Source organism: Gemmatimonas aurantiaca T-27 (assembly GCF_000010305.1).
Classification (GTDB): domain Bacteria; phylum Gemmatimonadota; class Gemmatimonadetes; order Gemmatimonadales; family Gemmatimonadaceae; genus Gemmatimonas; species Gemmatimonas aurantiaca.
In genome coordinates this window covers 4,011,807-4,029,898 of the sequence record NC_012489.1, presented here as the reverse complement: position 1 = coordinate 4,029,898, position 18,092 = coordinate 4,011,807, and the positions used below count along the sequence as shown (strand labels likewise).

Genomic DNA, 18,092 nt, shown 5'->3' with positions numbered 1-18,092 from the left:
CATTGCGATCACGGCTTCGGCAACGTCGCCCGGTAGGCGTTGATCGCGTCGAGCGTGGTCTTCACACGCAAGTCTGCGATCTTGCGGCCGAGGTCCTGCAGCCAGGCGAGTGACTGGAACTTGATGCCATTGATCTCGTCCTGGCCAACTTTCTTGCGCTGCTCGTAGCGGATGGACACCGGGTCAGCGAGCGCCAGGGTGGCGTCGATGCTCAGTTCTTCGTGCAGACCGCTCGTGCCCGTGCTTGCCCCGATCTTGATCCCTTCGGGGATCTTGAGCTCGTTTTGGATATACGGCTGCACGACGCTGGTGTGGTTGTAGTACTCGGCGATGTGCTTGAAGTAGACCCGGTCCGGGCTGTCGGCGTAGACCTTCGTGAGTGAATCCGCCGCCGCCTGCTGACCGCGCATGTTTCCGCCGCTGTCACCCAGGTAGTAGATCTCCTTGAAACCCATGCTGCGCAGGTAGTTGCCCATGTCGTACAGCAGCGAGATAAACGTGGCCTGCGAGATCATTGGGCCCGCACGACCGGGCTGAATGGTATTGCCGGCATTGCCGGGTTCCAGTGTGACCAGCGGAGCGACCAGTGTCTTGCCCATCTTCCGGGCCAGCAGTTCGCCGTGCAGTCGGTTGTTGATGTTGTGCTTGTTCATCGAGAGGTTGCCGTCGTTGTTTTCGACGCCACCCGTCATGATCAGCACGGTGGTGTAGCCGTCCTTGAGCATGTCGCGGAATTCTGGCTGCGTGAGTTCCTCGAGCCAGACCGTGTTGATGCCCTCGATGGTGCGCGGTTTGTTGGCCGCGGCCGCCCGTGCCGCCGCAGCCTGCGCGTTGCCCGCTCCTCCGGCACCACCACCCGCGCCACCTGCTCCTGCCTGCGCTGAGGCACTCGCCGCGAGCAGCGGCATGGTCAACAGGGCCACCAGCATTCTCTTCATCTACGTCTCCAGCGGAGGGGAGGGGGGAGGGGCGTTGCACCTTGAATCTGGCCGATGGCGAGCAAGGCCGCCATTCGTTGGCGGATGGCGCATCGCGAGCACAACTCATACAAGCGGACCATGGTCGGGAGGGTATTGCCCTGCCATCGTTTGTCAGAATCTGCGCATCGCGTAATCACTATCATGTGTCGACCGGACCTGTTCTTATGGCGCTTCGCACCAGTTCTGTGATCCTTGTCCTGGTGGCAACGGCGGGTTGCGCACGTGCGCACGGCCTGTCGCAGGCCGCACGAGTTCGTCCGGTCATTGATGCTCCCGACCAGTTCGTTCCGCCGACCACTGGAGTGGAAGCATCCGAGGGAGTGTGCCGGAGCCCACTGCGCGATCCGCGAATTGGCGCTGACCTGCGATTGGTGCGCTCAATACCCGGACTTGGCGACTACGAAATACCCGCGCAGGCCTACGGCGCGCGCGCGAGCGAGCTGTTGCGAATCGATTGCCACACCTGGCGCGCCGTCGGGTTTGTGAGTCGCTGAACGGCACCGTCGCCCATCGACACCAGGCATTTCACTTTGCTTCTTTCGCCCGTTCGCGTAGTTCGTTCACGGGGATGGACCCAAACGGCTGCGTCGCTGGCACCACGAACAACCGTGTGGTGCTCTTCCCGGGGCCGAAGAACACCTCACCTTCCTGCCTCAGCACGTACAACGGCACATCGAACGGGCGCACGGTCGCCAGGCACAGTGTCGTTGTGGCTTCATCGACACCGGCCAGAAACTTGCCGTTGGCTTCCCCCGGATCGAAAGACGCAAGCACATTCGGCAGGATCTTCTCGCCGCGGGCAAGGCTGCGCAGTGCGAACAGGGCGGCGCGAACGGGTGCGACGAGAAAGCCGGCGACTTCGTGAGGAATGGGGTTCTCACCGGCGTAGAACGCCATGCCACCGGGAGCGTTCGCCTCCTGGACCACACGAAACGGCGATGTGGTCACGCCAGGACCGTCTGCCTGTTGGATGAATGGCACGACCAGTATGGTGTTCTCGTTTCGGACGACCCAAAGTGCGCGCACGTAGTCGACGGCGCTGGTGTTGTAGGCACTGGCCGCGGCAATCGATTCGAGTGGACTGAACTCGAAGATGACGTTCATCAGGTCGACAGCCCCCGCGGACTCGTCGCTGCCGAGTTGTTGTGTGTCGGCATTCGACGGGAGGTCGGACATCAGCAATGCCGAGTGCCACGAGCTGCTTCGCCGGGTCTGCAGCAGTGCCTGGAGTGCGGCTTCGCAGTAGATGACCGTGGCAGCATCGAAACGGGCCAGCGTTCCGGCGTCCGCTCCGCCATCAACCATCATCTCACGCATTCCACGTGAGGCCAGCGGTGGTTGTTCCATGTTCAGGCGCGCGATCAGATCGTTGCGCTCCGCAGGCGTGTCGTACAGGTAGAGTGCCACGGGTATCGGATGCGCGTACCGCACGGCATCGGTGGCGGTGGGCACGATCGTGAGGGGCTGACGCAGGAAGATCTCATACCAGGGATCGACTGTTGGCGGCGGGAAGATCTCCAGCGTTCCGTGTGAGAGGCGTTCCGCGCCTTCCATCGGCCAGGCCACCCGCAACGGTGGTGTGACGTAGAAGCTCGTGAGATCGCCGATATCACTGTCGGCATACAGCAGCGATGCACGTTGCACGGCCATGCGAGTGGAGTCGCTCACAAGGTGCGGTGCCTGTGCGGCGACGTCGATCAGGGTGCCATGTTCCAGCGGCCCCTTCCCGTCCCACGGCGGCACATCGAAGACATAGAGGTACGCGGGTTCTTCCCACCGTTCGTATCGCCAGAAGGTCTGTTTCACCGGGACATCATGCACCGGATCGGGCGCTGTTCCCGGTCCCAGCACGATGGTCCCTTCCTTGGATACCATCTGATACAGCGCAAACCAGAGCGCCGACTGGATATCGCTGGTAACATCGAGGTAGTTCGAGTCGCCACCGTAGTGCTGCGCGATGGCGTGAACCCAGTACGACAACATGTCGAGTGTCGATGGCACACCTTTCGCTTCGGCCAATGCCAGGTCGGACTCGAACGGGGCGACGAGCATGGCGTGGCGATGCCACAGGCTCCAGTATTCCCGCGTGCGACGTCGGACGCCGCTCGGGATCATCTGTGGATAGTCCTTGGTTTGCCCGCGGTAGACCCGCCGCCATCCCGGCGCCGGGGGTGGCAGGGTGTCCAGGTGCTGTTGCAGGGCTTCGAGCGAACGAAAGATCGGCGCGCTGGAGGTCATGGGAGGGTGTGCCAGGTGACGCGTGTTGACACGGGGTGATGCGGCGAGCGATTGGAACTTCCAATGCCCGGCGAGCTCACGCCAGCAAGCTGTTGTGTACGACGAACATTCTTCCATATGAAATTGCGCATTCCAGCCCAGCGCGTCGTGCTGTTGTTCCTGTGCGTCGTCGCCTCCACCGCCTGTGCGCCATCAAGCACGCCCGGGATCGTGAGCTGTCCGACCCTGGCGGGCGATTCGGTCGAGGTGGCCGTCATCGATAGCCTGTTCACAGATCTGGGCCGTGATACCACGCGCAACATCAAGGGTGTGGTCGTTCAGCGCCACGGCTGCACGGTTGCAGAGCGGTACTTCAACGGTGACGACTCGACGTCGCTGCACGACATCCGGTCGGCCACGAAGAGCATCACCTCCGCGCTGGTCCTTCTTGCGCTGCAGCAGGGGCTGATCAAGAACCTCGATCAGCCGATCAGCGAATTGCTCCCAGACAGCATGATCTCCGCGACGGCGCCTATCGCGGTCCGCCAGGTGCTCACGATGCGCACCGGTCTCGATTCGGATGATGAAGACTCGTTGTCCGTCGGCAACGAAGACCGCATGGACGAGAGTGTCGATTGGATCGCGTTTGCCCGCACGGTGCCCATGACGTCGCCGCCCGGGGAGCGATACGTGTACTCGTCGTTTACCGCCTTTCTGGCGGGGGCGATGGTGGAACATACCTCGCACCTGTCGCTTCAGGACTTCGCCGCCAAGCATCTCTTTGGCCCACTGGGTATCCACAGGTTCGCGTGGCGTCGCGGTCCCAAGGGCGAAGGCGTGGGGCAGGGCAATCTCTCCATGACCACTCGCGATATGACCCGAATTGGTGAGCTGTTCCTGCGAGGCGGTCGTGTGGCGGGCCGTCAGGTCATCGACAGTGCGTTGGTCCGGGACGCGCTGGCGCCGCATGTTGCGATCTCGGCCGTCGATCCGTTTGCCGACGCGTATGGCTATATGTGGTATTCGAAGTCGTACGAGATCGGGGGCAAGTCGATCACGGTGCACTTTGCATCCGGCAACGGCGGCAACAAAATCTACCTGGTGCCTGCGCATGATCTTGTCATTGCGATCACGTCCAGCGCCTATGGGCGAGGTTATGGACAGCGGCGTTCGGAACAGATTCTTCTGCGGATTCTCGCGGCCACGCAGCACTAGGCGACACCGGTCGCTTGCGTCGGTGGCCCTTGGCATGGCTTTGGCGGCATGTACCCCGGCGCAATCCAGCCCGTGGGTGGATCCGGCATCGCATCGTGTCACGATGGTATTCGTTGCGCCGCGCGTGCAGCTCGAAGTGCTGGATTGGGGTGACCCGACGCGCACGCCCATCGTCTTCCTGGCCGGGTTGGGCGATACCGGCCACGCCTTCGATCATTTTGCGGCTCGCTTTCGGGACGCGTTTCGGCCGATTGCTATTACCCGGCGTGGCTTTGGTGCGTCGAGTCGCCCGGATAGCGGCTATGACTCTGCCACGCGGTCACATGACATTCTGTCCGTGCTCGACAGCCTCGGCATTTCACGGGCGGTGCTGGTTGGTCATTCGATCGCCGGCGATGAGCTCAGTCACTTTGCGGTGGCGTATCCTGATCGAGTGATCGCGCTGGTCTACCTGGAGGCGTATTCGTACGGCAGCGATGCGCCTGGCGAATTCCCGCCGTATCCAGCACAGTCGGAACCGCCACCGATGACACGCGCTGATTCGGCGTCGGTGCAATCGGTGATGGCCTATTGGCCGCGGCGTTTCGAATACGAGCCCGTGGAAGCGGACGTACGTGCGGTCTGTCAATTCGGACCCACCGGACGGTTGGAGCTCCTCCCCGCGCCAAACGAGTCAGGTCGCGTCTACGAAGGCACGAATCGATCAGAGTACGCGCGTGTGAAAGCACCGGCACTGGCCATCTATGCCCCACATGCATCACTGCAGGATTTGTTTCCCGGCGCTGCAGGTTTTGATGAACCCAATCGTGTTGCCGCTCTTCGTGTTCTGACCGCACAACAAGAATACGAAACCCGACAGATGACGCGCTTTCAAACCGAAATGCGCCAAGGTGTGGTGATCACGATGCCGGGAGCAACACACTATCTCCACTATCGCCATGCAGATGCTGTGGAAGGGTCCATGCGTACCTTTCTGCGTGGGTTGGTTCTCGGTCCGGGTGGCGGCTAACGAGCACCACTGAGCACTCAATGCACATGTTCCCGTGATGAATCCTCTCCCTCCGGCTCCGACTATGCTCTCGCATCCCGCAGGTATCGCGGCCCGGCTCGGGCTCGGCGTTCTCACGTGGACGGCCATCGTGATCCAGTTCACGCGGCATTTCGACGCCGGCTTCCCGCTTCTCAATTTTTTCAGCTATTTCACAATTCTCGCCAACGGGATCGCAGGGAGCGTGTTGCTGATTGCCGCGTACTTCGGCGTGCGGCAGCAGGCGGTGTCTGTCTGGTACGACCGCGCACGAGGCGCGGCGACGCTGTACATGGCCGTGGTGGGCCTCGTCTTCGTGACACTGTTGCGCAATGTGGATCTGGGCGGGCTGTTGCCGTGGATCAACACGGTGCACCACTACCTGATGCCTGTGGTCATGGTGATGGACTGGCTGCTGACCCCACCAACGCGATCGCCAACGTCACGCGACCTGCTGGTCTTCTTTTCGTTCCCACTCGCGTATGTGGTGTACACGCTGCTGCGCGGCGCGCAGATCGGGTGGTATCCCTATCCATTCTTCAACCCTGCGCTGGTTGGCGGCTATGGTACGGTCATGCTCTATGTGCTGGGCATGCTGATCACGTTTGTCTTGGTGGGGTGGGCGCTCCGATGGACAGCGATGCGAGCCAACAGGCCAGCTTCTCCTGTTGCCTGATCCACATCATTCTGCGTGGAGCGCCAACCGCACACGGCGTACGCGTTCTACTTGCCCGAGATAGCGCGGGCCGCCGCGTCGATCGCGTCAGCCACGGCCTCTGGTTGCGACATGTAGACGGCATGGCTGCCCTTCACCCTGGTGACGACCGCGTTGGCGCGCGCTGCCATGCGTTCCTGCGCGGCGGGGGGAATGACACGATCGTCAGTGGCCAGCACGTAGAAGCTGCGCCGGGTCTTCCACGCCGGCTTGGAGATGGGCGTGCCGAACGCCACGCCCGCCGGCGGGATCTGCGCGGCAGCAAGGAAGGCGCCTTGTGCGGCTGGTAAGTCTGGCGCGAATGCCTGCGCAAAGATATTTGGATCGAAAAAAAGAAAACCGTCCGCCGAGGGTTGCAGCGGTGGGGGCGCTCCGCCTTCGGTGAGCGACGCTACCGATTCGCCGGCGTCTGGCACAAACGCCGCCACGTACACGAGCCCCGCCACATTGGCCGCGCCTCCGGCCTCGCTGATGACCGCCCCGCCGTACGAGTGGCCCACCAACAAGGCGGGGCCGTCCTGCCTGGCCAGCACGCGGTTCACGGCCGCCACATCGTCGGCGAGTGAGGTGAGCGGGTTTTGTACGATGCTCACGCGATGACCTTTCGCGCGCAGGATGTCGTGAATGCGTTGCCATCCTGAGCCGTCGGCCCAGGCACCGTGAACGAGGACGATGTTCATCGCGGCGTTGCTCCCTTGTGCATGAGTGGGTGTGGTGGCGACGAGCGTCCATGCCAGTGCGCCGAGAATTCGGAGGTACTTCGTCATCGCGCACGCTCCTGCTGGTCGTAGCGAGCCAGGGGGCGACGGACAGAGAGCCAATGGGACAGCAAGCCAATGGCCCATCCCGGTACCACCCATGCGACCCAGTACGGCGCACCGGTCAACACATTGATGATCAGCATCGCGGCGATACCGACAACAAAGGCGATAGCATGGACGCGGAGTCCAGTGCGCATGTGAGCCGGATCGAGGTGTTTCATATCGTGCTCTCGTGATTGCAGGTTCATCGTGTCTTCCACAGGCGCAGTGTGGCCACCGACGCCTGGGCATACCCTACCGGGTCCGTATCCCCACCGAATGGTGCGTTGCTGGTCAGTGTGTTGGTGGTGAGTAGGCCCCCCACATAGGGCGCTGGCAGATCACTGAGGATCAGGTGACACCGCACGGGGATAAGCCCACGCTCCGGCACGTCGATCGCCAGCGCGACACACTCACCGCGTCCCTTGAACGCGAGGCTCCCCAAGGCGATCTCGGCATAGAAGTGTTGCCGTACGCGATCCGGCGTCGCGCCAAAACAGCCGTGCAGTGTGGCCACACGCGAGGCACGCGCATTCCGCACCTGCCCATCGGTCGTATTCGTCTCCACGCTCCAGAAGGAGAAGTGACGCTCGCCGTCGGTGGCGGAAGGTTCGAAGCCTGCGCGCTGCGCCGTGCAGCCTCCCGGCGTGAACGCACGCGGTTCACGAATGCTGCGCAATACATAGAGCGTCTCACGATCGCGCTCGCTGACGACCCCGGAAGTGACAGGTGCCGACGGCGCGCCGAGTCTGGCGTGTTTCTTGTGCTTGCCGCAGGCCGCCAATGCTACGAACAAGGCGACGAAGGCGGTCTGCGTGAGCCGCATCGTGGGGCATCGCATCGAGTATAGACCATTCACGTGTGGTGTCATCGCGGGAGCCATCCGATCGTGGGGGCGTGCAAGCTGTGGATGTACAGACGATCTGCCGTCTCGGTCACGCCGGTGGTTTCGGGATAGGCTCCACTCGGATCCTGCAGGTCTTCCGTCACACGGCCCACTTCGTCGAAGGCAAAGACATGGCTGTACGGTTTGCCGACCGGAATGAGAAATCGCGGCAGGCGCAGCAGGATCGCACGCACGAACGGACGTTGCGCGGATCCATCGGCCGCCGGATTGCGCGGGCGGAACAGTCCGACCCAGATCCGGCCATCGCGACCTCGCATCAGGTTGTCGGGATAGCCGGGCAGGTTCTTGAACAGCGGGCGGGCGCGCAGCGTATCGGTGCGCACATCGAGTGCACGGGCCTGCGCGTCGATCTTCCAGATCCGATAGCGGCCGGTTTCGGACACGAACAGTGACTGATGGTCGGCCGAGAGTGCGATACCGTTGGCAAACGACAGGCCGTGCGCTACCACCTCGGTGCGCGACGTCGTCGGATCGTACACCAGCACCCGACCGGTGGAGGCCTGTTCAAGAATGTCGAGCAGGCTGGCTTCGTAGGTGTCACCCCAGTCACGTGGCGCGAATCGCCCGGACGCATCGGTGAAATACACCTTGCCGTCCGGCGCCACCACGATCGAGTTGGCATAACGAATGGGGTCGTCGGTGCTCACTCGGTCGGTCACCATCTCGACCCGTCCGCTGGAATCGATCGCGAGCACACCGCGCATGGCATCTGCTGCGAACATCCGCCCGGTCGAATCGAATGCAAATCCGAGAACACGGCCTTCGGTGTTGGCAAACACTTCCTGATGGCCGCCGTCAGGACCCATGCGCAACAGGGCGCCACTCGTCATGGCCGCGTACAGCTTGCCATCCGGTCCAATGACCATGTGCTCCGGACCGAATTCGTCACCTATCGCGATGTGCTGGAGCGCACGCAGTCGTGTATTGACCTGGTGCGGCCCCTCATAGCCTGGTGCGGTCGGTGGTGACCATGCCACCGGTTCTGCCGGAATGGGCCACGCAACGAGATAGGTCGCTGTTGCGGTCAGCAACAGTGCCGTGATACCGGCCGCCTTGCGCCATACGTGCACGTCAAACCTCCTTCGCCAAGCGTCGGATGTTGGCATTCTCGATCACACGGATGCCGGGCCTGTCCTCGATGGCAGCATCCACAAGGGTCTGCGCGACATCCACCACGTCCACCGCCCGATATGTGGCCGGCAATGCCCACGACATGCTCGCCGCGAGTCGTTCGGTCAGCCGGAATTCCCGGCGCGCACCTCGCGCGCAGAATAGGTGCGTGACGCCAAAATGCTCTGCTTGTGCTTCCAAATGATCGAAATCCACGACCACGGTACGAAGCTTCACGTGCTGCGCGTCGTCCGCATGGGGTCGACGAACCAACGCCGTGACGCTGGCAAACGCCGGCAGCGCGGCGAGCAACGAGAGACACTCACGACCCACGAGCCCCGTGGCACCCACCACGGCCGCGGACTTGAGCTCACTGAGAGGCGTCACCGTATGCCGGCGCGTCGCGCGGCAAGTGCGTCCTCGAACGTGCGCTTCACTGGACCGATGGCCTGAACGAACTCGAGCTGTTCTCCTTCCGGGCCCTTGCAGTAGATCAGCGTCCAGCCGTTTGACGGGCCTTCGGTGATGGCGTTGCTGTTGGCCTCGACGGGCGCGTCGCGTCGTGCCTGTTCGGTGTGCACGGTCACGATCCGATTCGCACGGACCTGCGTCATGCCGCGTCGTTCCGATTCAGCTTCGAGGTCGGCAATGAATTGGTTGAAGTCGACGTCGTCCCCTAGATGGAAACAGATGTGCATCATACGGGGGAACGCCGGACTCATATGATCGAGCGGTTCGGCAAAGCTCGACTGACCAGACGGTGAGTCCTCAGCGTCGCGGTAGCGCAGCAACTCGATGACCACGTTGTCGAACTGGATGAAGCGCACGTCGAGACGTTGCGCACCACCGCGTAGGTCGGGAATGCCCATCGACCCCGGGTTCACGCCGCGCACCCGGGCCTCGATGTCCTGGTCGGCGAGCAGCGTATTGTGAATGCGTTCGCCATGGAAGTCGCCATCGCGCATGACTTCGGTGCCGCCCAGTACCTCCGTGTAGAACGCAAATGCGCGCTCCATTTCCCGGACCGTCAGCCCGAAATGCTGCACACCCTGCAATCGCGCACCAATAGTCCCACTTCGTTCACCACTCATCGTCGACCGCTCCTCGTGCGTGGCCACATCGCCGGTACCCGGTACCGAATTGCCACCCACAGTAGGCCAGGCCACTGCGTGGCGCCTGAGGGAACGGTGGGGCCGGCTACCACCACGATCGTGGTGGTAGCGCTCCCTGGCGGTGACGACTATGGATTGTGCAGTCGGTCCCCTCAGCCCTCGGTCATGCGAGATGCGCGAACCTTGTTGATAGCCCTGCTGGCCGCCCTGACGCTGGCCGGGGCGCTCGGGATGGCATATCGTATGCGCGTGCGTCAACTGGAGAATGTGTACCATGCTCGACTGGAGGAGCGTTGGGCGGAGCGCAGTCGGATGGCACGGGAACTACACGACCGGCTGTTGCAGGAGTTCCAGGGGCTCATGTTTCACCTGCAAGCGGTGCGCGACTTGTTGCCCGATGAACCCGGGCGCGCGGTCCCGGTCCTCGATCTCACGCTGCTGAAGGGTGAAGAAGTGATTGACGAAGCGCGCAAGGCGGTCGGTGAGCTGCGCTCTTCGGAACAGGAAGTCGCGCCGTATGATTCCAGGCCGGCGGCCGTGGCCTACCGCCGCGGCGCACGACAGGCATGGTGGCGTTTCGGAGATCGCGACGGTGAACATGGCTGAACCGATCCGCGTCCTCATCGTCGACGATCATCCATTGCTGCGCGACGGAATCGCGGTGCTCATCGCCAATCGGGACGACATCGTGGTCGTCGGTCAGGCCGAAAGCGGCACTGAGGCCATTGCCGCACACCAACGATTGTGCCCCGATGTGACGCTGATGGATCTGCAGTTGCCTGACATGGACGGCGTGGATGCCATCAAAGCAATCCGAAGTCATGCCCCCCAGGCGCGCATCGTGGTGCTGACCACCTACTCCGGTGACGCGCGGGCACAGAAGGCCATGCAGGCCGGGGCGCGTGCCTACACGCTCAAGAACCACGTGCGGCGCGATCTGCTCGACACCATCCGTAAGGTGTTCGCTGGCTACAAGTACGTGGATCCTGAAGTCGCGGGGCAGATGGCCGAGCACTCCGGTGAGGAAGGCCTCACGTCACGGGAGTTGCAGATCCTGCACCTGGTGGCCGGTGGTTTGTCCAACAAGCGGATCACCAGCAGCCTCGCCATCTCGGAGGACACCGTGAAAGGACACGTGAGCAACATTCTGTCCAAGCTCGACGCCAACGATCGCACGCACGCGGTGACCCTGGCGATTCGCCGTGGGGTGATCCAGATCTGACGGTCGGTCTGTCGTCCGCCTCGAGCCGGAGCTTCTCAGGCTACCTGCGTTGAGAGTGTCTTCGCTATCCTTCAAATGGACGCACATCCATCGGTGGCGGATGTGCGGGAATGGGAAGGACGTTTCACGGCGTGCACCCGATACAGAGGGACAATGTTCTCATTCGTTGGCGGTTTGTTGCGAGCGATGTTGGTTGTCACCTTCGCGGCTGCACCTGCGGCATACGCGCAGTCATTGACCACCGTGGTGCCCGGCACGCGCGTGCGGCTCTCGCTGGACGATTCGCTCCGACAAGGACCGCTCCTTCCTGCCCGCCAGACGATCACTGGACGGCTGCTGCGCGCTACCACCGATTCCGTCTGGCTGCAGCCTGCTGGTGCCGCGTCATTCAGCGTATCGCATGACGCCATCGCGACGGCATGGGCCAGTCGGGGCGCCTCCCGATCGCGGAGCGCGATCGCGTCGGGTATAGGGCTCGGTCTTGCCGCCGCGGCCATTCAACTCACGCAGCAGGATCATCAGGATCGAGCGCTGGCCATGGGTGGTGGAGGGCTGGGCCTCGGCATCCTGATCGGCGCTTTTCGTCCATACGAACAATGGCGCCGACTGCGTAAGTAGGCACTGAGCATCGCGAGAGACCCGCGACGTTTCTGGTGGCATGGGGTACGATGTGAGCGATTCACTTTCGTGTCCTCTCCGGAGCTGCATCCGTGCCCCTGCTGACCATCACCGACCACGGCCTCTACTGCGCCGCCGGTGACTTCTACATCGATCCGTGGGCGCCCGTATCCCAGGCCGTGATCACCCATGCCCATGGTGATCACCTCACGTGGGGATGTGACCGCTATCTCGTTTCGCACGAGGGGGTGGGCATCACGAGAGAGCGATTGGGGCAGTGGGCGGGTGGACTCGAGTCCATCGCCTACGGTGAGCATCGCACGATCAATGGAGTGCGCATCTCCCTGCACCCAGCGGGTCACATCCTGGGTTCCGCACAGATTCGCGTGGAGTACCGGGGAGAAGTGTGGGTGGCGTCGGGTGACTACAAGACCGATCCTGATCCCACCTGTGCCCCGTGGGAGCCGGTGCGGTGCCATACGTTCATCACCGAAAGCACCTTCGGTCTGCCCATCTACCGATGGCCGTCGCAGCAGCAGGTATTCGACGACATCAACGCGTGGTGGGCGCAGAATGCGGAAGCTGGGCGCAATTCCTTGCTCTGCGGCTATGCGCTGGGGAAGGCGCAGCGATTGCTCGCCGGGTTGGATGCATCGATCGGTCCGATCCTCACTCATGGCGCGGTAGAACGGATGACGGCGTTGTACCGGAGCGCCGGTGTGACACTGCCAGGCACGCGCCATGCCTCGGATGCACTGCGCGACAAGGCCACTATTGGTGCCATGCTCATCGCGCCACCCAGCGCGGCAGGCACCAGTTGGCTGCGCCGATTCGGAGATATTCGCACGGCGTTTGCCAGCGGATGGATGCGTGTACGCGGTGCCCGTCGGCAGCGTGGTATGGACGCCGGTTTCACGCTGTCCGATCACGTCGACTGGCCACAGCTACTGGCCGCCATCGATGCGACCGGCGCTGAACAGGTATGGGTGACTCACGGCTTCACGAACACCGTGGTACAGTGGCTCACCGAACAGGGGCGTGATGCGCACGTGCTCCCCACTCGATGGGGTGACGAAGAGAAGGCGCGTGATGATGACGCCTCCGGCGGGGATGCGTCCAGCGACAATGCACCCGGCGGGGATGCGCCGACTGCGGAGCCGATTGCATGAAGCAGTTCGCCGCACTGTACGACGCCATCGATGCCACCACTGCCACCAGTGAGAAGGTTGCCGCATTGGTGGCCTATTTCAGAATCGCCAATCCGGCAGATGCTGCATGGGCGGTGTCCTTCCTGGTGGGTCGCCGTCCAAAGCGATTGGTGAAGGCTCCCGATCTGCGCCTGTGGGCGGCAGAGGCGGCCGACATTCCCGCGTGGTTGTTCGAGGAGAGCTACGCGCAGGCTGGTGATTTGGCCGAGGCCATATCTCTGCTCGTGCCGGAGCCGGCTGCCACCACTGATGAATCCCTCGCCTGGTGGGTGGAGCAGCGCCTGCTGCCACTCGCCACCATGGAGCCCATCGAGCAGCGCACCGCATTGCGTGCCGCCTGGTCCGAACTGGGGGGCACGGCGCGGTTTCTGTTCAACAAGCTCATCACCGGCGGGTTTCGCGTTGGTGTCGCTGAAGGCCTGGTGGTGCGCGCGCTGTCGCAGGCGAGTGGCGTGCCGGTGGACACCATTGCCCATCGACTGATGGGGCAGTGGGAACCGAGTGGTGCATGGTACGAGCAACTGGTGCATGCACACACCAGCGACGCTGACTGGAGCAAGCCGTATCCGTTTTTTCTCGCCTATCCCCTCGAAGCCGCGCCGGAGTCGCTCGGTGAGGTGCGCGATTGGCAGTGTGAGTGGAAGTGGGATGGCATTCGTTGCCAGCTGGTGCGTCGCAACGGACGCACGATGTTGTGGAGCCGTGGCGAAGAGTTGTTGGCGGGCCGCTTTCCCGAAGTGGAAGCCGTGGCCGAATGGTTGCCTGATGGCACGGTGCTGGATGGTGAGATGCTCGCCTGGCGCGACGGACAACCACTGCCTTTCAGCGAACTGCAGCGTCGCATCAATCGCAAGACGGTGGGCAAGGCGCTACTGGCCGACGTACCCTGTCACATGCTGGTGTACGACTGTCTCGAAGTGCGCGGGAACGACATCCGCAGCGAGCCACTGCGTGCGCGGCGTACGCAAGCTGAGCATATCGTTGGCGCGCTGCCTTCTGGTGGCAGCATGGGGCTCTCGCCCATCGTCGATGCACGCACATGGGCAGATGTCACCGAAGCACGTGACGCCGCGCGTGAGCGTCAAAGCGAAGGACTCATGCTCAAGCGCCTCGAGTCGCCCTATGGTGTTGGGCGAAAGGTGGGCGACTGGTGGAAGTGGAAGGTGAACCCGATGACCGTGGATGCGGTGCTGGTCTACGCACAGGCAGGTCATGGGCGTCGGGCAGGACTTTACACCGACTACACATTTGCCATCTGGGACGGGACAACTCTGGTGCCGTTCGCCAAAGCTTATAGCGGACTCACCGACGCCGAGATTCGTGACGTGGATCGATTCGTACGTGCCAACACACTGGAGAAATTCGGACCGGTGCGCACGGTGAAGCCGGAGCTGGTCTTCGAGCTGGCCTTCGAGGGCATCCAGCGCAGTACGCGGCACAAGAGCGGGCTCGCCGTGCGCTTTCCGCGTATGGCGCGCTGGCGCAAAGACAAACCGGCCGCAGAGGCGGACACGGTCGAAACCGTACGCGCGTTGCTTCCGGCATGAGTGGAGAAACCGGCCAGACGCAGGTGGAGGCATGGTTCCGCAACAGAGAGTGGGAACCCTTTGCGTTTCAGCGCGAGGTGTGGGATGCCTATACGCGCGGAGAATCGGGGCTCATTCATGCGGCCACTGGCACGGGCAAAACCTACGCCGCGTTTCTCGGGCCGGTGATCGAAGCGCTGTCAGAACCAATACGTCAGCGCACGCCACGCCGGCGTGCCGATGCCGCGCCGCTTCGGGTGTTATGGATCACACCCCTGCGTGCGCTGGCCGCAGACACCGAGCAGGCGTTGCAACAAGCCGTCGAAGGCATGGCCTTGCCGTGGCGAGTGGAGTCGCGCACCGGCGACACTTCAGCGGCGCAACGCGCCCGGCAGCGGACACGACTTCCCACCGTGCTGGTGACCACACCCGAGTCGTTGTCATTGCTGCTGTGTCGCGCCGATCACGCGTCGCTGTTCGCCGACCTGCGATGTGTGGTGGTGGACGAATGGCACGAGCTGCTCTCCACCAAACGTGGGGCGCAGGTGGAACTATGCCTCGCGCGGCTGCGTGCGCTCTGCCCCCATCTGCGCACCTGGGGCGTGTCAGCCACATTGGGCAACCTGCAGGTGGCCGCCGACACGCTCATGGGCTTGGATGCCACGGGCATGCCAAGGCCGGCGCGTGTGGTGCGTGGTGTCGTGCCCAAGGCGGTGGTGGTGGAGTCGCTGGTGCCGGAAACGATGGACCGCTTTCCGTGGGCCGGTCATCTCAACACCAAGCTACTCCCCGAGGTGATTCGCCGACTGGAGAACGCCGAAAGCGCGATCGTGTTCACCAATACACGCTCTCAGTGTGAGATCTGGTTTCAGAGCCTCATTGCTGCCAACCCGGACTGGTTCATCTTCACGGCCATTCACCATGGTTCGCTGTCTCGCGCGCAGCGTGAAGATGTGGAGGACGGTCTCAAGACTGGTCGCTATCGCATCGTGGTAGCCACCAGTTCACTCGATCTGGGCGTGGACTTTGCGCCCGTGGATGTGGTGATGCAGATCGGCAGCCCAAAGGGTGTGGCTCGTCTGCTGCAACGTGCCGGTCGCTCCGGGCACAGCCCCGGACGGGTGTCGCGCATTGTCTGTGTGCCCACCCACGCCTTCGAGCTGGTGGAGGTGGCAGCGGCGCGCGCGGCCATCGAAGCTGGTGCCATCGAAAGCCGTGAACCGTTGGATCGTCCACTCGATCTGCTCGCACAGCACCTGGTCACACTGGCGCTTGGTGGTGGATTCACCCGTGCTGGCGTGTTGGCCGAGGTGCGGACCACACGTGCCTACCATCGGCTGACTAAGGAAGAGCTGGACTGGGTGCTGGCCTTTGTCATGCACGGCGGTGACACGCTGCGCGCCTACCCGGAGTATGCCAAGGTACAGTACGAGGAGGGCACATACCGTGTGACGGACCGGCGTGTCGCGTTGCGGCACCGGCTCAGCATCGGTACCATCGTGAGCGATCACGCCATTGCCGTGCGGTATCTGACGGGCCGACGGCTCGGCACCATAGAAGAATCGTTCGTGAGCCGTCTCACGCCTGGTGACACGTTTATCTTTGCCGGAACACCGCTGGAGTTCGTGCGCTTGCGGGATCTCACGGCCTGGGTGCGCCGGGCCAAGAAGCGCGCGGGTGCGGTGCCGCGGTGGGCGGGGGCGCGGATGCCACTCAGCAGCGAGCTGTCGGCGGCCGTACGGGACATGCTTGAACAGGCGCGCATGGGTGTGTTTGTTTCGCCGGAAATGCAGGCCGTGAAGCCGGTACTCGATACCCAGGCCGACCGCAGTGTGATTCCGCGTCCTGATGAACTGCTCATCGAGCGCACGGAAACCCGCGACGGACATCATCTGTTCGTGTATCCGTTTGAAGGCCGGCTGGTGCACGAAGGATTGGCCGCGCTGTGGGCGTATCGCATCGCACAACTGGCGCCACTGTCCTTCACGTTCAGCAGCAACGACTACGGATTTGAGCTGTTGAGCCCTGACCGTGCGCCCCTGGAGGAGGCACTGGAGAGCGGGCTGTTGTCGACTGCACATCTGTTGCACGACATTACGAACAGCCTCAATGCCGCAGAGTTGGCGCGACGCCAGTTCCGCGAAATCGCACGCGTAGCCGGCCTCGTGTTCTCCGGATATCCCGGTCAGTCGAAGAGCGCGAAGCAGTTGCAGGCGTCCAGTGGCCTGCTGTACGATGTGTTTGCCAACCATGACCCGGACAACCTGCTCCTCGCCCAGGCGCGCCGCGAAGTGCTGGAGCGCCAGCTCGAAGCCAGCCGTCTCACGCGCGTGCTGGAACGTCTGTCCCGTAGTGATGTGCGCGTGGTCGAGGTGGAACGTCCCACACCGTTGGCCTTCCCGCTCATGGTGGACATGACACGCGCCTCGTTGAGCATGGAGAAGCTCGCCGATCGGGTGCGGCGCATGACCGTGTCGGCCGAGCGGCCGACGCGGTCCGGATCGGCGAGCGTGTTCCGGTTCGGGCCGAAGGATGCGCCGCCAGCCGGCAAGAAGCGCCGAGTGCGGAAGTGAGCACGCTGCCGGCAGGGGCGTTGGCGGTCGAGGTGGCGGGTGAGACGGTGGTACTGCTTCCCGAGCGCGCGCTGTGGATTCCGGCGCACCATGTGGTGGTGGTGGCCGACCTGCATTGGGGTAAGGCGGCCACGTTTCGTGCGGCGCGTGTGCCGGTCCCTACGGGAACCACGGCCCGCGATCTCACCAGGCTCTCGAAGGTGCTCTCTGACACCGGTGCGAAGCATCTGGCCATTCTCGGTGACTTGTTGCATGCCAAAGCCGGGCGCCATGACGAAACGCTTGCCACAATTGCCGGTTGGCGCGCGACGCACGCGGCCCTGCAGATCACGCTGGTGCGTGGCAATCACGACCGGCACGCCGGTGACCCGCCGGCAACGCTACGTATTGATTGCCAGGACGACCCATGGCGTTTGGGTCCGCTTGTTGGTGTGCACGAACCCGTGCCGGTCGACTCAGGCTATGTGCTGGCGGGACATCTGCATCCCAATGTCACCGTGCACGGGCGCGGGCGTTCCCATGTGCGACTCCCGGCGTTTGTATTTGGCGCTACCATTGGCATTCTGCCCGCATTTTCGGCGTTCACCGGGGGCGGCATGTACGTGCGGCAAGCCGGAGACACGCTCTATGGTATCGCCAGCGGCGAAGTGATCGAATTGCGTTGAACCACACGGCGGAGAGCTGATCATGAACTGGCTGCCTTTGGTGCTCCCCAAGTGCTTGTGAGGATTCTAGTCGAATTCTTGCGACATTCACCTTCGGGCATTGGTTCGCGGACTCTAACGCATCCTCATCGATGAAAATCAGCCAGCGTAGTGCATATGTGTGGGCAATTCGTCAATCGACGGGTTTGTTCGCGTGC

At 63.0% G+C, this 18,092-nt stretch carries 18 protein-coding genes; 10 read left to right on the top strand and 8 right to left on the bottom strand.

Annotated features, from left to right (window positions below; genetic code table 11):
- Nucleotides 1-8: 8 nt before the first annotated feature.
- The gene (locus GAU_RS17450; RefSeq protein ID WP_015895229.1) at nt 9-938 is read right to left on the bottom strand and encodes a creatininase family protein; all 930 of its coding nucleotides are present in this window, start codon (nt 936-938) and stop codon (nt 9-11) included.
- 567 nt (nt 939-1,505) lie between these two features.
- Entirely contained in the window at nt 1,506-3,218 is a 1,713-nt protein-coding gene (locus GAU_RS17440) for an FRG domain-containing protein (protein WP_015895228.1), read from the bottom strand.
- A 117-nt stretch (nt 3,219-3,335) separates the two neighbouring features.
- Here GAU_RS17440 and GAU_RS17435 point away from each other — a divergent pair, with 117 nt between their 5' ends.
- From GAU_RS17435 to GAU_RS17425, 3 genes are all read left to right on the top strand, one after another.
- Nucleotides 3,336-4,412 (top strand): serine hydrolase domain-containing protein, encoded by a 1,077-nt coding sequence (locus tag GAU_RS17435; RefSeq protein ID WP_052574521.1) that lies wholly within the window; start codon nt 3,336-3,338, stop codon nt 4,410-4,412.
- A 103-nt stretch (nt 4,413-4,515) separates the two neighbouring features.
- Nucleotides 4,516-5,421 carry an alpha/beta hydrolase gene (locus tag GAU_RS21360; protein WP_169307723.1) on the top strand — a complete coding sequence of 302 codons (906 nt, stop codon included), beginning with the start codon at nt 4,516-4,518 and terminating at the stop codon, nt 5,419-5,421.
- Nucleotides 5,422-5,485: 64 nt separating this feature from the next.
- Nucleotides 5,486-6,115 (top strand): Pr6Pr family membrane protein, encoded by a 630-nt coding sequence (locus tag GAU_RS17425; RefSeq protein ID WP_015895225.1) that lies wholly within the window; start codon nt 5,486-5,488, stop codon nt 6,113-6,115.
- Nucleotides 6,116-6,162: 47 nt separating this feature from the next.
- Here GAU_RS17425 and GAU_RS17420 read toward each other — a convergent pair whose 3' ends face one another.
- The 6 genes from GAU_RS17420 to GAU_RS17395 form a co-directional block, all read right to left on the bottom strand.
- Nucleotides 6,163-6,921 carry an alpha/beta hydrolase gene (locus GAU_RS17420; RefSeq protein WP_015895224.1) on the bottom strand — a complete coding sequence of 253 codons (759 nt, stop codon included), beginning with the start codon at nt 6,919-6,921 and terminating at the stop codon, nt 6,163-6,165.
- A complete protein-coding gene (locus GAU_RS17415) occupies nt 6,918-7,112 on the bottom strand; it encodes a 2TM domain-containing protein (RefSeq protein WP_197526009.1) in 195 nt (64 codons plus the stop codon). Before GAU_RS17415 ends, GAU_RS17420 begins: the two co-directional genes overlap by 4 nt.
- Before the next feature lie 47 nt (nt 7,113-7,159).
- Entirely contained in the window at nt 7,160-7,795 is a 636-nt protein-coding gene (locus GAU_RS21355; RefSeq protein ID WP_015895222.1) for a hypothetical protein, read from the bottom strand.
- Between the two features lie 26 nt (nt 7,796-7,821).
- Complete coding sequence (locus tag GAU_RS17405; RefSeq protein WP_015895221.1) at nt 7,822-8,931, bottom strand: SMP-30/gluconolactonase/LRE family protein; 1,110 nt, start codon at nt 8,929-8,931, stop codon at nt 7,822-7,824.
- 1 nt (nt 8,932) lies between these two features.
- Nucleotides 8,933-9,283, bottom strand: coding sequence for a hypothetical protein (locus tag GAU_RS21350; RefSeq protein ID WP_231847934.1), 351 nt, complete (start codon nt 9,281-9,283; stop codon nt 8,933-8,935).
- A 71-nt stretch (nt 9,284-9,354) separates the two neighbouring features.
- A complete protein-coding gene (locus GAU_RS17395; RefSeq protein WP_015895219.1) occupies nt 9,355-10,062 on the bottom strand; it encodes a VOC family protein in 708 nt (235 codons plus the stop codon).
- A gap of 186 nt (nt 10,063-10,248) precedes the next feature.
- Between GAU_RS17395 and GAU_RS22655 the strand changes: the two genes are divergently transcribed.
- From GAU_RS22655 to pdeM, 7 genes are all read left to right on the top strand, one after another.
- Nucleotides 10,249-10,689 (top strand): histidine kinase, encoded by a 441-nt coding sequence (locus tag GAU_RS22655; protein ID WP_041265658.1) that lies wholly within the window; start codon nt 10,249-10,251, stop codon nt 10,687-10,689.
- The gene (locus tag GAU_RS17385; protein ID WP_015895217.1) at nt 10,682-11,305 is read left to right on the top strand and encodes a response regulator; all 624 of its coding nucleotides are present in this window, start codon (nt 10,682-10,684) and stop codon (nt 11,303-11,305) included. Before GAU_RS22655 ends, GAU_RS17385 begins: the two co-directional genes overlap by 8 nt.
- A 153-nt stretch (nt 11,306-11,458) precedes the next feature.
- Complete coding sequence (locus GAU_RS17380; protein ID WP_015895216.1) at nt 11,459-11,923, top strand: hypothetical protein; 465 nt, start codon at nt 11,459-11,461, stop codon at nt 11,921-11,923.
- Between the two features lie 92 nt (nt 11,924-12,015).
- Entirely contained in the window at nt 12,016-13,092 is a 1,077-nt protein-coding gene (locus GAU_RS17375) for a ligase-associated DNA damage response exonuclease (RefSeq protein WP_015895215.1), read from the top strand.
- Nucleotides 13,089-14,678 carry an ATP-dependent DNA ligase gene (locus GAU_RS17370; RefSeq protein WP_015895214.1) on the top strand — a complete coding sequence of 530 codons (1,590 nt, stop codon included), beginning with the start codon at nt 13,089-13,091 and terminating at the stop codon, nt 14,676-14,678. Before GAU_RS17375 ends, GAU_RS17370 begins: the two co-directional genes overlap by 4 nt.
- A complete protein-coding gene (locus tag GAU_RS17365) occupies nt 14,675-17,230 on the top strand; it encodes a ligase-associated DNA damage response DEXH box helicase (protein ID WP_015895213.1) in 2,556 nt (851 codons plus the stop codon). Before GAU_RS17370 ends, GAU_RS17365 begins: the two co-directional genes overlap by 4 nt.
- A complete protein-coding gene (pdeM, locus tag GAU_RS17360; protein ID WP_015895212.1) occupies nt 17,227-17,895 on the top strand; it encodes a ligase-associated DNA damage response endonuclease PdeM in 669 nt (222 codons plus the stop codon). Before GAU_RS17365 ends, pdeM begins: the two co-directional genes overlap by 4 nt.
- Nucleotides 17,896-18,092: the final 197 nt, after the last annotated feature.